Source organism: Streptococcus sp. CCH5-D3, from assembly GCF_001556435.1.
Taxonomy (GTDB): Bacteria; Bacillota; Bacilli; order Lactobacillales; family Streptococcaceae; genus Streptococcus.
This window is the reverse complement of the sequence record NZ_LSIW01000037.1, coordinates 67483-84104: the sequence shown is the minus strand read 5'-3', so window position 1 is coordinate 84104 and position 16622 is coordinate 67483. Positions and strand designations below refer to the sequence as shown.

The window sequence follows — 16622 nt, the reverse complement described above, 5'->3', positions numbered from 1 at the left end:
CTTTTAACACATTTCCTAACAACTTCCTTTTTGCTTATACTTTCTCGCCTGTAAAGACGAAGAATTTAGAAATAATATAGTTCAATACAATGATAAGGACCTGAGAGAAGAGGCTCTCGATACCGTTTACCCAAGCATGACTATGACCAACAAATTGACCAATAATTTCTGGATAGGTATCGACCAAGAAATAGGCCAGAGCCAAATCCAAGACCAAGGTCAATAGGCGAGCACCCACGAACTTAACAAAGCGCGTAACCATACCTGTCTTTTCCTGATTAAAGACAAACATGTCATTTGTAAAAAAGGCAAAGATAATGGCAATCGCATTCGCTAAGACTGCTGAAAGTGTTCCTTGTTGGGTAAACTGGAAAATCAAAGTACGACTGACCATATAAACCAAAGTTGCCAAGACACCAAAGAACAGGTACTTGAAAACTTCGGTGGCCATGAAGGCTCTGAGCTTAGCTATCATACTTAGTCCAATCCAATTTCTGCACGAACAACATCGGCAATCGTATCAACATAGTAGTTCACTTCATCATCTGTTGGTGCTTCTGCCATAACACGAAGAAGAGGTTCAGTACCACTTGGACGAACCAAGATACGTCCATTTCCAGCCATCTCAGCTTCCATTTTTTCAATGATAGCGGCAATTGCAGGAACTTCCATAGCCTTATCTTTCATGCTATTTTCCACACGGATATTAACCAATTTTTGTGGATAGATGGTCACTTCTGAAGCCAATTCAGACAAGCTCTTACCTGTTTCAACCATGACTTTAGTCAATTGGATTGCCGTCAATTGACCATCACCAGTTGTGTTGTAATCCATGATAATAACGTGTCCAGACTGTTCACCACCAAGGTTGTAGCCGTTTTTACGCATTTCTTCGACAACATAACGGTCACCAACAGCAGTCACTGCCTTGTTAATGCCTTCACGGTCAAGTGCCTTGTGGAAACCAAGGTTTGACATAACCGTTGTTACAATAGTATTTTTAGCCAACTCGCATTTTTGAGACAAATGTTTACCAATGATATACATCACCTTATCACCATCAACAATATCACCATTTTCGTCAACAGCGATGAGACGGTCACTGTCACCATCAAAGGCAAGACCAATAGCTGAGCCAGTTTCTTTAACCAAGGCTTGCAACTGCTCTGGGTGTGTCGAACCAACACCAGCATTGATGTTAAGGCCATCAGGTTGGTCACCAATAACAGAGATTTCTGCGTTCAAGTCAAGGAAAATGTTACGTGCAGATACCGCAGCTGCTCCATTAGCCGCATCCAAGGCAACTTTCATGCCACCGAGGTCAACACCTGTAGCTACCAAGAATTTTTCGTATTTACGAAGACCCTCTGGATAATCCACAAGTGTTCCAAGTCCTTCAGCCGAAGGACGTGGAAGCGTATCTTCTGCAGCATCGAGAAGGGCTTCAATTTCCGCTTCACGCGCATCATCCAATTTAAAACCATCTCCACCAAAGAACTTGATACCATTATCAAGAGCTGGATTATGGCTGGCTGAAATCATAACACCAGCACTTGCATTTTCCGTACGGACCAAGTATGAGACGCCAGGTGTCGCAAGTACTCCAAGTTTGTAGACTTCAATACCCACTGAGAGCAAACCTGCTACTAAGGCAGATTCTAACATCTCACCAGAGATACGTGTATCACGTGCCACAAAAACTTTAGGACGGCCAGTCTCATGTTGGCTAAGCACATAACCACCAAAACGGCCTAATTTAAAGGCCAATTCAGGCGTAAGTTCAACGTTTGCTTCTCCACGAACACCGTCTGTTCCAAAATATTTACCCATAATTTTATTATTAGTGCTTGAGCACTAAATCCTCCTTAAACTGTGATGCTGTTTAGCAAGAGTCAATCTAGTGAAATCTATCTAGACAATCTAACTTTATAAGATTTCGCCAATATTTTCAACCCTTGATTTTAAACATTTTTAATTGGTTACATTTTTATGAGATTAGTCCCTCTCAATCCCATCCATTATACATGAATTTAGGAAAAATGTAACTCCCCTATTTTTGCGTAACTTTTAAGTTAACCTTAACAGTGCCAGGCTGAACCGTAACACCTTCTGCCTTAAGGTCTATTGTTTTTGAAGTGTCCTTAGTCACTTGGCTAATGTCCACAGGGACTGTAATGCTATCAATCTTATCCATAGCTTCTTGGCTACCAACAATAGTCACATGTCCACGATTAAAGCTATAGCTGATACTAGACACATTGCTAGCCTTATCTCCAGTCAGTTCGACCTTAACAGGAACAGATTTGCTTAATTTTCGCAAACTAATCTTGGCATGCACCTTAGCTGGTGAGATTGAACTTGCTAGGACTGTTCCATTTGTCGAAACTGCTTGAAGGACCAAGTTCCCATCATAATCTTCAGACAGGTTGGAATCGCCTTCCAATACTGCTTGAACATGATCAATCTGGTTAATGATATCTTCACTCGAAGTCACCTCTACCTTGGTTGCATCCAAGCTAACTTTTTTAACTTCATAGCCATTTGCTAACTTATCTGATGTGATGTTAGCTACAACGTCAAAGGTCTTGCTGGCTTTTTTACCAATAGTCGCCGTCAAGGTTGATGGCGATACTTGCGCAGACATTCCAGCTGGAAGATCCTTAACCTGAATAGGTACTCGACTGGTTCCTTGACCCAGATTCGACAAATCAGCAACTAATTTAAAGTGACGCGTATCACTACTTGTCTCAGTCGTTAAAGCCAGCTGTGTTGTCGCTGTCAAATAGACTTCGGCATCATAGGAATAACCACTGATAAAGTACTTATCACTATCATATTTAATATCCACAGGAACCGACTCAACGGTTTGTGTAAAGGTATTAGATGCACTTGAGCTATTGTTTTTATTTTGCGTATTTCCCGACCATGCCGTGAAAAAGAGTACCACAGCAAAGAAGAGAGCAACTAGCATCTGCCATAGACGATCGTTTTTAAAGAAATTTACAAAACGCTTCATTTTTTGCTACCTCCCATCCAACGTTGGAAGAATGACTGACGTGGTTCTTGTTCTTTCAACAAGATAAGACTCAACTCTTGTTCAAATTCTTGAACAGAGAGATCATGGATGAAATTTCCCTTGTACGCAATTGAAATCGCACCAGTTTCCTCAGACACAACAAAGGTCAGTGCATCTGTCTGTTCTGAAAGACCAATAGCAGCCCTATGTCTAGTCCCAAACTCTTTGGAAATCTTATTAGATTCCGTCAATGGCAGATAAGAACAAGCCGTCGCAACCTTGTTATCTCTGATGATAACTGCCCCATCATGAAGCGGTGTATTTGGGATGAATATATTAATTAAAAGTTCCCCAGTCACCACCGCATCAAGTGGAATCCCAGTCACAATCTGCTCTTGTAAGGTCTGAGTCTGTTCAATAGAAACCAGCGCCCCAATCTTACGAGGACTCATGTACTTAACAGCTTTAACGTAGGCTTGAACCAACTTCTCGTCTGAGCTAACCTCTTTATTTTGCAAAAAATGCTGAGGTGTCCGTCCAAAGGTTTCAAGTGCAGAACGAAGCTCTGGTGCAAAGATTACAACCGCCGCAATGGCTCCATAGTTGATAACCTGATTCATCAAATAAGAAATCGTCGTGAAGCCTATAAAATCAGAAATCAGTTTGACTAAAATAAACAAGACAACCCCTTGAACAAGGGTCATAATTTTTGTCCCTCGTAGGGCCCTAATAAAGCGATAAATTAAAAAAGCAACAATCAATATGTCCAAACTATTGACGATAACTTTCAGCGGACTATCAAAGAGTGACCGCCAAAAATCAATATCAATGGACGAAAGTATTCCCATACATATCACACTTTCTTTTAATTTTTAAACAGTTTCTATTATACCACGAATTCTAACTATTTTGAGACTACAATCACTACTTTTTGTGATAAAATAAATTCATGACTATGAAAACTACCATGGGAATTCTGGCGGGAAAAGCTAGCCATTTCGTCCTTTCAAAATTGGGACGTGGCTCAACCCTGCCTGGAAAAATCGCCCTTAAATTTGACAAAGATATTTTAGACACTTTAGCCAAGGATTACGAGATTGTCGTTGTCACTGGAACCAATGGTAAGACTCTGACAACAGCTTTAACAGTAGGAATTCTTAAAGAAGCTTTTGGTGAGATTGTGACCAACCCTAGTGGAGCCAACATGATCACAGGAATCACTTCTACTTTCCTAACAGCAAAAAAAGCCAAGTCTGGTAAGAAAATCGCTGTCTTGGAAATTGACGAGGCTAGCCTTCCAAAAATCACTGAATACATCACTCCAAGTCTTTTTGTCTTCACAAATATTTTCCGTGACCAAATGGACCGCTATGGTGAAATCTATACCACTTATCAGATGATTTTAGATGGTGCTGCTAAGGCACCTGAGGCCACTATTTTGGCCAATGGAGACAGTCCTCTCTTTAATTCTAAAGAAGTGGTCAATCCTGTACGCTTCTATGGTTTTGACACTGAAAAACACGCTCCAGAGCTGGCGCATTATAATACCGAAGGAATTGTCTGCCCTAAATGTGAGAGCATTCTTCAGTATCGCCTCAATACTTATGCTAATCTGGGTTACTATGTATGCCTCAACTGTGACTTCCACCGTCCAGAATTAGACTATAAGCTAACAGAGTTGACTAAAATCACTAACACTACTTCTGAATTTGTCATTGATGGACAAGATTACAAGATTAATGTCGGTGGTCTTTATAACATCTACAATGCCCTTGCTGCCGTCTCTGTCGCTGAATTCTTCGGAGTAGCTCCAGAGCAAATCAAGGCTGGTTTTGATAAGAGTCGTGCTGTCTTTGGACGCCAAGAAACCTTTAAGATTGGTGACAAATCATGTACTCTCGTACTAATTAAGAATCCAGTAGGAGCCAGCCAAGCTCTCGATATGATTAAACTTTCAGATTATCCATTTAGCTTGTCAGTCCTTCTTAACGCCAACTATGCTGATGGTATTGACACCAGCTGGATTTGGGATGCCAACTTCGAAAGCATTCTCGAGATGGATATCCCTGAGATTAACGCTGGTGGTGTTCGCCATTCTGAAATTGCCCGCCGTCTTCGTGTAACCGGCTATCCAGAAGAAAAGATTACGCAAGCAGAAAAACTTGAAGATATTATGGTCTTGATTGAAAAACAAGATTGCGATCATGCCTATATCTTAGCGACCTATACTGCCATGCTTGAATTCCGTGATATTCTTGCCCAACGTCATGCTGTCGGAAAGGAGATGAACTAATGACTTATACTTCACTCAAATCTCCAGAAAATCGTGACTACACCTATGACCTAAATGTTGCCCACCTTTATGGTAATCTACTCAATACCTACGGTGACAACGGAAATGTCCTTATGATCAAATACGTGGGTGAAAAACTTGGTGCTAAGATGACCTTCGACATCGTTTCAGTTGGTGATGACTTCGACAAGGACCACTACGACATGGTCTTCTTTGGAGGTGGTCAAGACTACGAACAATCCATCGTTGCTAAAGACCTCCCAACTAAGCGTGAGGCTATTGGTCAATTCATCCAAGATAACAAAGTAATTCTTGCCATCTGTGGTGGTTTCCAACTTCTTGGTCAATATTACATCCAGGCTAATGGTGTTCGCATTGATGGTATCGGTGTTATGGGCCACTACACCCTCAATCAAGAAAATAATCGTTATATTGGTGACATCAAGATCCATAACGAAGAGTTCGATGAAACTTACTATGGCTTTGAGAATCACCAAGGGCGTACCTTCCTCTCTGATGATGAGAAACCACTAGGAAAAGTGGTCTACGGTAATGGTAATAACAAGGAAGACGGTTCTGAGGGTGTCCACTATAAAAATGTTTATGGTAGCTACTTCCATGGACCAATTCTTTCTCGTAACGCCAACCTGGCCTACCGTTTGGTCACTACTGCCCTTCGTAACAAATATGGCCAAGACATTAAATTGCCAAGTTACAATGACATTCTTTCAAGCGAAGTCGCTGAAGAATACGCAGATACTAAATCAAAAGCAGAATTTGAAAAATAATTCTATGACATAGCAAAATAGCGAAACCCTAAGGGTTTCGCTATTTTTTCATATCTATTTCCAAAGTCGTCTTTTCTTCAATCTGTCTTCAATTTTTCGATTATCAATCCTTAGAATGGCAATCATATCAAACAAGAGCCAAGTTCGTTTAGGATAAACAATGTATTTGGGAGACCAAATTGGAGAGAACTTCTCCTTATAACGTTGGAGCCCACTAAAAGAGTAAAAACGCTGCGCAAAGACATAGACCAAATTGGCAACCTTCTCTTCCAAAAAACTATCTTCTTCAGTACCCACATTCGCAAGTGGAGCCATTCCCATATCAAAATACTGCTTTCCTTCTGCTTGGAAGTACTGGAAGAGTTTCACAAAGAGGTAATCCATGATGCCTTCAGGAGCCTTTTCAAAGTCATAACGCATAAGGTCAATCGTTGCCACACGTTTGTTTTTGGTTGGCATGATATTGGCAAAGGCTACAATTTCTCCCTCCTCACTCTCAACAATAGCAATCGGTGCTTGCTGCAAATAGGCTACATCAAAGAAACCAAGGGAGAAACCCTTCTCCTTACGACCGTTAAGCCAAATATCTGAGACAGCCTTCATTTCTTGCATCTGAGTCTCTGAAAATGGAGGATCAAGTAACTTAAACTGGAAACCTGCTTTTTCAACACGATTGGTTGGCTTACGGAACTTCTTACCATGCTTACCATCAACAGAAAATGACGTCAAATCAACCATGGCATTTTCCCCAAATTTCATAAAATCAAAGCCATAATCATGAAGCATTAGGGTAATACTCTCATCTGCCTCATAAAACAAGGCTTGTAAATTCCAATCGGATAAGGTCTTCAAGAAAGATTCCCAAGCTGCTCGGTAATAGTTTTCATTACCTATCGGATTTCCCATAACCACACACTTGTTACTGGTTTGTGCAAATTGGAAAACTACCTGGTCTTGTCCATCGACACGATACCAAAAGAGGCGTTTATCATGTAAATAAGCCAGGGCACTTTCTGATGCACCTCCATATTTCTCAAGGAGAGCTGTGAAGCGCTCATCATCCATGCTTTGACCAAAAGGCCTGCGGGGTGCCAAAATTCTCAAGACTCCCCAAACTATGGTTGCAATGATAACTGATGCCAGTAAAATATCAAACCAAATATGAACAAAATGTCCAAGAACATCCCGGTTCTTAGGTGGCAACAAATGAGACCAAAAACCACTGCCACCCAAAACGAGAAGAACCAGAATCGTAAAGGCTAGGAAAAGAAAATCCTTGGTTTTGTCTTCCCAACTATAAACAAAGTAACGATGATACAACCTCTTTCTAATGATCAACATAAGCACCAAAGAGAGTAAAATTAGGAAAGACATGGCCCATGAAATACCATTGAGATTGACATAAATTAAGGCCAAGACAAAGGTTATCAAGGAGGCAACAAAAGCACCCTTAACCCGACGTCTAATGAGACGAGCCATGAAAACAAATAGGGTTCCAAATAGGATACTTGGGAATTGCCAAATCAACTGCTCCTGAATAGGATCAAAACGGCTAATAAAGTAGACATTAGCCAAGCGTTCAGGGATTAGGGCAGACAAAATCAAGAAAATCCCTAAAAAACGTAGCAAATAGACGAGAAAACGGTGGAGACTTCCACCAAATACTCGTGAAGAAAGTTTGAAGTATTTCTCGTTGATACGTCCTCCCATGTGTTTGAAAAAGAAGACAACACCAAGCAAGAAGGGAATAACGTAGTAGGTTAAACGAAAGAGCAAGAGCAGACTAACCGCAAGAGCATTGCTAACCCCCATAGAGGTCAGACCGGTAATCACAATCAAATCGAAACTACCAATCCCACCCGGAATCATAGAGAAGATACCAATAATAACCGCTAGGAAATAAAGTGGAACCAGATTATAAAGTGGAACATGTAAGCCCATTAAATAAGCCACACTGACAAAGCTCCCCAGGGCCGTTCCCCATTCAGCTGTCGAAGCTAAAAGAAGACTTAGCCTCGTTTTCAATGGTACTTGACCAAAATAGGCTAACTTTTCTCGACTAGAAACAAAGAAAATAAAAGGCAGATAAAGGAAAATACCCAATAAGAGTAACCAATACTTTCTTAAATCCGGACTTAGAGGAAAGAACCAAAAGACAGCGAATACCAAACCACTTAAAAGGGATAGACCCGACATAAAATAAGGCAATAAACGAGAAAGTGCCTTAACACCTGTCTTTTCCTGCCCATCCTCAGAATAAAAGGAATATCGTAGTCCCACATCGACCAAACCAGCAAAACCAGCCAAGTTATTAATGGTATTGACAGCCCAACTTGTTTCTAAGATATAGGATTTGGAATAATCCGTTTCTAGCTCCTTATTCAGTATGATGTCATAAAAGAGCATGGGGGAGACAGCGACTAGTCCGATGACAGCCATCAAAATAAGATGCCAAATAGACAAACCGGACAGAGCTGACTCCAGTGACTCTAAAGTGATGGTCCGTTTTAGACGAACCAATTCTATGACGACAAGAACCGTAATCGAGATAAAGAAGATGGATTTAACGGCTGCTTTTAAAGGTTGAAGTCTCTCTAAAAGACGCTTCATGCCACCACCTCGTTTCGACTAATTCTCACAAGCTCACGAATCATTTGATTAAAGACCTTATATTTACGTTGAGCTAGACGATGCCCTTCACGACGTTGCACATAGAGCTTATGAATCGGAAAGAGCTCTGAAATCTCTCTAGAATGCCTAATACTGATAACATCCCTTTGCCCCATAACTACCCAAACAGGATAGGCAGCCTGATGTAGACGTTCCCTATCTAACGGCAAGTCATGAAGCATCAGACCCGTTACCTGAGCCATGATATCCATTTTAGATGAAAATGGTGACAAGGCTTTTAAGCAAAGATATTGTATATAGACCGCGAATCTTGAGCGTCTCGTCAACCCATTAAAGGTCATATTCCCTGCATTAAGTAGGAGTCCCGCAATCCGGTCAGGATAACGACTAGCATAAACCATAGCCAAATTAGCACCGTCACTATGACCGACAAATAAGGCCTTCTTGATATTCAAATATTGCAAAATTTCCTCCAAATCGGCAGCCATCTGTTCAAAGGTCATCTTAACACTCTGACGACTGGACCTGCCGTGATTACGACTATCAATGAAAATTAAACGATAGTCTCGATACAGAATTCCTTGCTTACCAAAGTAATTTCCTGACAAATTATTGCCATGCAAAAAAACAATTGGAAAGCCTTTACCGAGATCACGATAATAGATGATTTGACCATCTTTCACTTTGAATTCCATAAGATTACCTACCTTTTCACTAACGCATTCTTATACGATAATTAGTCTTATAAGGCATTTGGGATAATGAATTGGACTTATCTCATTCCAAAATCATCTAACCCTCTTCACTCCATTATAACACTTCCACTAGGGAAGAGTCAGAATATTTGTGCATTTTCTGCAAAAAGAAAAAGCCTTTTCAGGCTTCTCCTCTTATTGTTCGAAAGTTTGTTGAGCGATGAGCTTATTATAGTTTTCTTCATCTTCTTGGTTATCACGGACAACTTTAGATACTGTAAATGAAGATGAAATCAAACCAACACATCCCATGAGGTAGTAACCCTTAACCATCAAAGGCTCTTTAAGGGTATAAAGGCCTACCAACATCAAGATTACGAAGAAGGCAAATGATCCCCATGCCATCATGTTGAAAGATGTTGTGTTACGATACACTTTTTTCTTTACTTTGTTCATAAAGTTAGTCTCCTTTTATATACTAAAACTATTATACCAACAATGTAAGCCTTTCACAACTCAAAACATGAAAAGGTTCTCATCATCCCTTAACTTTCCAATTGTTCTGATAGGTCACTCCACTCTTCCATCAGAGCCTCTTGAGAAACTGATAAGTCATCCAGCTCTTTCTGTAAGTCAGACAATTCTGCCACGTCATTTGTTTCAAGCATGGCAGCAGAGATTTCCTCCAATCGTTCTTCAATCGTCTCTAGCTCATTTTCAATTTGCTCAATGCGTCGGCTTAATTTACGCATCTCTTTTTGATTGGCTTTTTGAGCTTGATAATCAGTAGCACCCGCTGAAGCGACTTGGACTTCCTCTGATACTTGATTTTCCTCTGCTTCAAGACGTGCTAACTCTTCAAGCTCCGTCTTCTTCTCAAGGTAGTAATCGTAATCTCCAAGATAAATGGTTGCCCCATCCTCAGAAATTTCCATCACTTTGGTTGCCACACGGTTGATAAAGTAACGGTCATGGCTGACAAAGAGAAGCGTTCCATCAAAGTCAATGAGGGCATTTTCCAAGACTTCCTTACTATCAATGTCCAAGTGGTTGGTCGGCTCATCTAGGATGAGGAAGTTGTTGTTTTCCATTGATAATTTAGCTAGGAGCAGACGAGCTTTCTCACCACCAGAAAGCATGGAAACAGACTTTTTGACATCATCACCTGAGAAGAGAAAGGCCCCCAGACGATTACGAATCTCAACTTCAGGAGTCGTCGCAAAATCATTCCACAGCTCATCAAGGACTGTGTTCGACGGTGTCAAGGCAGATTGGGTTTGATCATAATACCCCACTTCAACATTAGCACCATAGGTTGACGTTCCCTTGATAAAAGGCAATTTACCCACTACCGACTTGATAAAGGTTGTTTTCCCGATACCATTTGGACCAACGATGGCAATGGCATCCATCTTCTTAACATCCAGGGAAATAGGCTCTGAGAGAATCTCATCGTCATAACCAATAGCAGCATCCTTAACTGTCAAGACCACATTCCCAGAGACTTTATCCGCATGAAAAGTCATATTAGCTGACTTCTGGCCTTCTGTTGGCTTATCCAGACGTTCCATTTTCTCTAGCTGTTTACGACGGGCTTGAGCACGCTTAGTTGTAGAAGCACGGACAATATTACGATTAACAAAGTCCTCCAACTTAGCAATTTCCTTTTGTTGTTTTTCGAAGTTCTTTGCTTCAGTGGCCAACTTTTCAGCCTTAAGGTCCATGAATTTTGAATAGTTTCCGACATAACGATCTAAACTATGTTTGGTCAAATCCAGGGTTACTGTCGCCACCTTATCCAAAAAATAACGGTCGTGACTGACAATGATTAGAGCTCCCTGATAATTGACCAGGTAATTCTCCAACCAGGCAATGGTTTCGATATCCAAGTGGTTAGTCGGTTCATCCAGTACCAAGAGTTCAGGCTTCTCAAGTAGCATTTTCGCCAAAGCTAAGCGCGTGTTTTGCCCTCCAGAAAGATCTGAAATAGGCATCTCCCACATGCTTTCATCAAACTTAAAACCATTGAGAATGGCTCTGATATCAGATTCATAGGTAAAACCACCTCGCTGTCTGAAATCCTCAGAAAGGCGATCGTAGTCAGTCATTAACTTGTCCAAGTCTGCCCCAGTTAACTCAGCCATCTTCATTTCCATGTTACGAAGGCGTTTTTCGTCTGCACGAAGACCTGCAAAAACATTTAACATTTCCGCATAGATGGTATTGCTAGACTCAAAGCGACTATCCTGAGCTAAGTAAGACAAATTCAAATCACGTTTTGTGTTGATTTCACCACTTGTCGGCGCCTCCTCTCCAACCAAAATTTTCAATAGGGTTGATTTCCCAGCACCGTTACGTCCAACAAGGGCAATACGATCGCGTTCATCTACCTGAATATTAATATTATCAAAGAGCACATCCCCTGAGAAAGAGCGCTCAATCTTGTTTCCTTGTAAAATAATCATAACATTTCAATTATACCAAAAAAGCCAAGCTCCTGCTTAGGCTTTCTGACTTTCTTTCAAAATGCTTGCTACCTTAGTATTAATCAAATCGATAGCAACAGTATTTGTGACACCTTCAGGAATCACCACATCTGCGTAGCGTTTCGTAGGTTCGATAAACTGGTGGTACATAGGTTTAACCACACTGATATATTGCTCAATAATACTATCCAAGCTACGGCCACGCTCTTCCATGTCACGCTTGATACGACGGATAATACGAATGTCATCATCAGTATCTACAAAAAGCTTGATATCCATCAAATCACGCAAGCGTTTATCCTCAAGTACCAAAATCCCTTCAACAATGAAGACGTCCTGTGGTTCCTGACGATAAGTCTTTTCACTACGAGTGTGTTGGGTGTAGTCATAAATCGGAATATCCACTGGACGCCCAGCAATCAGCTCATTGATGTGTTCAATCATAAGATCTGTATCGAAGGCAAAGGGATGGTCGTAGTTAGTTGATACACGCTCTTCAAAAGTCAAATGTGACTGATCCTTATAATAAGAATCATGCTCAATCATAGCAATTTTCTCATCTGGAAAATTTGATAGAATGGCACGAGAAACACTGGTCTTACCTCCACCAGAGCCACCCGTAACCCCAATAATAATCGGTTTTTTAGGCATGGTAAATTCCTATCTAATATAGTCTTTCTTATTTATTCTACACTAAATCATGATATAATAAAAGCAAATCCATATAGAAAATGAGACTTTTATGTTTAAAAACTTTCCTGAACAATGGCAAGACCTCCTTAAAGAAAAAGGAATCACTACAGAGACTGCCATTCAAAAAGAACTCTTTGCACCAATCACTGAAGGAGACAATATCCTAGGTATCAGTCCTACAGGAACAGGTAAGACTCTAGCCTACCTTCTCCCATTGCTCCTCTCACTCAAGCCCAAAAAATCTCAGCAATTGCTTATCCTAGCACCCAATTCAGAGCTTGCTGGACAGATTTTTGATGTGACCAAACAATGGGCTGAGCCACTAGGACTCACTGCCCAACTCTTCCTTTCTGGCTCTAGTCAAAAGAGACAAATTGAACGCCTGAAGAAAGGACCGGAAATTCTCATCGGAACACCTGGCCGTGTCTTTGAGCTGATTAAACTCAAAAAGATCAAGATGATGAATGTCAACACCATCGTCCTAGATGAATTTGATGAGCTTCTCAGTGATAGCCAATACCACTTTGTGACAAAAATCAGCCACCATGTTCCTCGTGACCATCAAATGATTTATATTTCGGCAACCAACAAAATTGATGATCAAAATCTTGTCGAAAATACCATCGTTTATGACCTATCTGATCAAGAACTTGACACCATCAAACATTATTATATCAGTGTTGATAAACGTAACCGTGTCGAACTTCTCCGTAAGTTCTCCAATATCCCTGACTTCCGTGGCCTTGTCTTTTTTAACAGTCTATCTGACCTTGGGGCTACTGAAGAACGCCTCCAATTTAACGGGGCTTCAGCGGTATCATTGGCTAGTGACATCAACGTCAAATTCCGTAAGGTTATCTTGGAAAAATTCAAGAATCATGAGATTTCACTCTTACTAGGTACTGACCTCTTGGCACGCGGCATCGATATTGAAAATCTAGAGGTAGTCATCAACTTCGATATTCCTCGAGATCGCGAAGCCTATACTCACCGTGCAGGACGTACTGGTCGTATGGGAAATGAAGGCAGCGTCATTAGCTTTGTAACCCATCCAGAAGACCTCAAAAAACTTAAAAAATTCGCCAAAGTTTCAGAACTGGTTCTTAAAAATCAAGAACTTCACGAAAAATAAGGCACGACAAAAGCACTTCAGTTTACTCTGAAGTGCTTTTAACATATACAGATTAGGCTTTTTTACCAAAGTCCTCAATCATTTGTTCCATTTCCTCACGACTTGGAGTTGTCAACATATAGAGGAAGTCACCTTGCAACTCTGCAAAGGCTGCAGGCATGATTTTCTTAACTTTAAGTTGTTCACGATACTTATCAAAAAGTTCTTCTTCTGAATAAGCATAGTGAGAGTTTGCACGACGTGAAGTCGCCAAACAGTAAAGTGGCTCAAACTGAGAAGCTGGGAATGGTTCGCCAGCAACGATATCCGCATACCCCTTGTACAAATCGAAAGAGTGAGCATAGTTATACACGTCGATTGTGAAACCACCTGCTGGACGGTTGTTATATTCAATAGCAATATAATCGTCACCATCACGGAAGAACTCAATATGGAAGAAACGTTCCTTCATACCAAATTCTTTGACAATTGCCTCACCATACTTACGTAACTTAGGATCCATTTCCTTAAGAACGTAGTAAGAATTATCCATCTTGTAAATCATCAAGTCAAGAGGTGTGTGGGCATAATCAAAAGTTGTCGAGAAGACAATATTACCATCATGATCAATCAAACCATCAAAAGTACAGATTTCGCTTGATGTTACAAATTTTTCAAAGAAATAAACTGTTTCATGATCCCACTCAGCCTTAAAGTGATTGACATCATCTTCTGTTTCAAGTTTGAAGGTTGCAGCTGCACCAACCCCATTATCTGGCTTAGCAATCATTGGAAGACCGATTTCTTTCACAGCTTTATCCACATCTTCATCAGTTTTAATGACAGCACCAGGTACAACTGGAACTCCAGCTTTTTGGAAGAGTTTTTTCATTTCAGACTTAAATTTAGTCTTCTTAAGATCTTCTGGCTTAGCACCAAAAACATTGAACTGTTCACGAAGAGCAGCATCCAATTCCAACCAGTATTCGTTATGAGATTCGATTCGGTCAATTGGTCCGTGTTTATAGAAAAGAAAGGCTACCGCACGTTTAACTTCATCCAAGTTTTCCAGATTGTCTACACGGAAGTACTCAGTCAAAGCCTCTTTCAAAGGTTGATCCAATTGTTCATAAGGCTCTTGACCAATACCAAGAACAGTGATGCCCTTATTAGCAAGTTCAACTGTAAACTGTTGGAAGTTTTGTGGATAGTATGGTGAAATAACAAGATAATTCATTAGTAATTCCTCTTTTATAGTTATTTAGATGGGATGGACAAAGAAATTATAGGTTCATATTGTCAAGGAAATAAGGCATTTGTTTACGCCACCATTCCCAATCGTGAGCGACATCATGACCCCACTCAGAGAACCAAGCTGGAATATTCTTTTGTTCAAAGGCTTCCTTGAGTTTATAGTAAGATGGAAGACCATCTTGTTCCCAAGCACCAAGACCTGTACATACGATGATCTCAGCTTGACGGTAGCGATCGATAAACCAACCATCATTTTGGTTCCAGATATAATCTGATGGGGAATTTTGGTAAATAGCTTCATCCCCTCCAAACTCACCCACAAAGAAACGGGCATCGTAGACACCACTGAGGGCTACCACTTTATTGAAAACATCAGGGTGTTGCAAGAAGAAGTTAAGTGCATGGTAAGCACCCATTGAACAACCTGTTGTCATCATTGGATCAAACCAACCAGTTTTGTGTTTGATAAATGGAATAGCTTCTTCAATAACATAGCGTTCATAGGCACGGTGCATTTCAGCACGATCGTGTGGATTTTTCCAATCACAAAGCCAGCTTTCACTGTCCACACTTGAAAGCGTAAAGAATTGTACGCGTCCTTCTTCGATAAAACGTGCACAAGCATCAATCATACCAAAGTCATAATATTCGTTATGGCTACCACCTGATGAGGCAAAAACCACAACAGGGATACCAGCGTGCCCGTAACGGTTAACATACATTTCACGGTTAAGTTGACCACTCCAGTGGCTAAGATGTTCGATATTCATATTTATATTCCTTTTCCTAAATTAAATTAATTTGCGTTAATAAAGACTAGTCCCATTTTTCAGCGAAAAAGCGAAGACAGTCTGGTAAATTCTCGGCCCAAGCTTCTTCATTGTGTTCAGCACCAGATTGAATGTGAATCTTGATATTTTCCAAATCAACCCCACGAGCAATCAAATCATGATAATAGCTCAATGAAGAGTCTATATAAGCCTGCTTAATATTACCAGCCATCAAGGTCTTGTCAGTATCATCAGCCTCCTCAGTTCCTACATATATGTAGACACGTTGATCTGAATCGAGCTTTTGACGCGACATGTAACAATCAAAAGCATCCTGATGCAACCAGTTAGCTGAAGAAAATACCCCAAGACAACCAATCTGCTCCTTATAATCAAGCCCCATAAACTGAGTGATATTACCACCGAGAGATGAACCAATCATAGCTGTGTGCTGACGGTCAGAGAGGGTACGATATTCCTTATCAATAAAGGGTTTAACCACATCCATGACAAACTCTGCATACTCTACACCCTTACCTCCGAACTGGACACCAGGGATATTAGATTCTTGGTACTTCCACGCAGAATACTCATTCATACGGCCAGGACCATCATTATCAATGGCTACAACAATCATGCGCGAAATATCAGGATTACGCTTGATTGTTGAGATAATCTTCCAAGAATAGCCAGAAAACGACTCCTTACTATAAAGAACATTCTGACCATCATGGAAATACACGACAGGGTAAGAACGATCTGTATCCGTTTCATAGTTCTTAGGTAGAAGAACACGCACACGACGAAGTTGACCAGTGTATGGTACCTCTAACTCATGCGTCTTCATAACCAAGTAAAAATAAGATTTATTCATTGTCAGAAAAC

15 protein-coding genes are annotated in these 16622 nt (G+C 40.6%); 3 read left to right on the top strand and 12 right to left on the bottom strand.

Features of this window, described 5'->3' with window-relative positions:
- Positions 1-34: 34 nt before the first annotated feature.
- The 4 genes from AX662_RS01805 to cdaA form a co-directional block, all read right to left on the bottom strand.
- Complete coding sequence (locus AX662_RS01805) at positions 35-475, bottom strand: GtrA family protein (RefSeq protein WP_013990768.1); 441 nt, start codon at positions 473-475, stop codon at positions 35-37.
- A gap of 2 nt (positions 476-477) precedes the next feature.
- Positions 478-1830 (bottom strand): phosphoglucosamine mutase, encoded by a 1353-nt coding sequence (gene glmM / locus AX662_RS01800; protein WP_060971454.1) that lies wholly within the window; start codon positions 1828-1830, stop codon positions 478-480.
- Between the two features lie 220 nt (positions 1831-2050).
- Complete coding sequence (locus AX662_RS01795; RefSeq protein ID WP_002890696.1) at positions 2051-3016, bottom strand: CdaR family protein; 966 nt, start codon at positions 3014-3016, stop codon at positions 2051-2053.
- Positions 3013-3864, bottom strand: coding sequence for a diadenylate cyclase CdaA (cdaA, locus tag AX662_RS01790; RefSeq protein ID WP_060971453.1), 852 nt, complete (start codon positions 3862-3864; stop codon positions 3013-3015). The genes AX662_RS01795 and cdaA overlap by 4 nt, the downstream gene beginning before the upstream one ends.
- A 101-nt stretch (positions 3865-3965) precedes the next feature.
- On the opposite strand from cdaA, the gene murT reads away from it, so the two are divergent.
- Positions 3966-5309: a lipid II isoglutaminyl synthase subunit MurT gene (gene murT, locus AX662_RS01785; protein WP_060971452.1), complete on the top strand. Its 1344-nt coding sequence runs from the start codon at positions 3966-3968 to the stop codon at positions 5307-5309.
- Complete coding sequence (gene gatD, locus AX662_RS01780; RefSeq protein ID WP_037600521.1) at positions 5309-6097, top strand: lipid II isoglutaminyl synthase subunit GatD; 789 nt, start codon at positions 5309-5311, stop codon at positions 6095-6097. Before murT ends, gatD begins: the two co-directional genes overlap by 1 nt.
- A gap of 54 nt (positions 6098-6151) precedes the next feature.
- Here gatD and mprF read toward each other — a convergent pair whose 3' ends face one another.
- The 5 genes from mprF to udk all read right to left on the bottom strand — a co-directional run bounded on the left by mprF (position 6152) and on the right by udk (position 12560).
- A complete protein-coding gene (mprF, locus tag AX662_RS01775) occupies positions 6152-8707 on the bottom strand; it encodes a bifunctional lysylphosphatidylglycerol flippase/synthetase MprF (RefSeq protein WP_060971451.1) in 2556 nt (851 codons plus the stop codon).
- Complete coding sequence (locus AX662_RS01770; RefSeq protein ID WP_060971450.1) at positions 8704-9423, bottom strand: alpha/beta fold hydrolase; 720 nt, start codon at positions 9421-9423, stop codon at positions 8704-8706. The genes mprF and AX662_RS01770 overlap by 4 nt, the downstream gene beginning before the upstream one ends.
- Before the next feature lie 195 nt (positions 9424-9618).
- Positions 9619-9879: a YiaA/YiaB family inner membrane protein gene (locus tag AX662_RS01765; RefSeq protein WP_002883990.1), complete on the bottom strand. Its 261-nt coding sequence runs from the start codon at positions 9877-9879 to the stop codon at positions 9619-9621.
- A gap of 89 nt (positions 9880-9968) precedes the next feature.
- Complete coding sequence (locus AX662_RS01760) at positions 9969-11888, bottom strand: ABC-F family ATP-binding cassette domain-containing protein (RefSeq protein WP_060971449.1); 1920 nt, start codon at positions 11886-11888, stop codon at positions 9969-9971.
- Between the two features lie 36 nt (positions 11889-11924).
- On the bottom strand, positions 11925-12560 hold the full coding sequence (udk, locus tag AX662_RS01755) for a uridine kinase (RefSeq protein WP_002890688.1): 636 nt from the start codon (positions 12558-12560) through the stop codon (positions 11925-11927).
- Positions 12561-12651: 91 nt separating this feature from the next.
- On the opposite strand from udk, the gene AX662_RS01750 reads away from it, so the two are divergent.
- Complete coding sequence (locus AX662_RS01750) at positions 12652-13734, top strand: DEAD/DEAH box helicase (RefSeq protein WP_060971448.1); 1083 nt, start codon at positions 12652-12654, stop codon at positions 13732-13734.
- A gap of 52 nt (positions 13735-13786) precedes the next feature.
- Here the strand turns inward: AX662_RS01750 and AX662_RS01745 are convergent, their stop codons facing one another.
- From AX662_RS01745 to AX662_RS01735, 3 genes are read right to left on the bottom strand one after another with little or no spacing between them, the layout of a single operon-like run.
- Positions 13787-14950, bottom strand: coding sequence for an ATP-grasp domain-containing protein (locus AX662_RS01745; RefSeq protein WP_060971447.1), 1164 nt, complete (start codon positions 14948-14950; stop codon positions 13787-13789).
- Between the two features lie 46 nt (positions 14951-14996).
- On the bottom strand, positions 14997-15737 hold the full coding sequence (locus AX662_RS01740; protein WP_002884014.1) for an esterase family protein: 741 nt from the start codon (positions 15735-15737) through the stop codon (positions 14997-14999).
- 46 nt (positions 15738-15783) lie between these two features.
- A complete protein-coding gene (locus AX662_RS01735; protein ID WP_060971446.1) occupies positions 15784-16611 on the bottom strand; it encodes an alpha/beta hydrolase in 828 nt (275 codons plus the stop codon).
- Between the last annotated feature and the right edge of the window lie 11 nt (positions 16612-16622).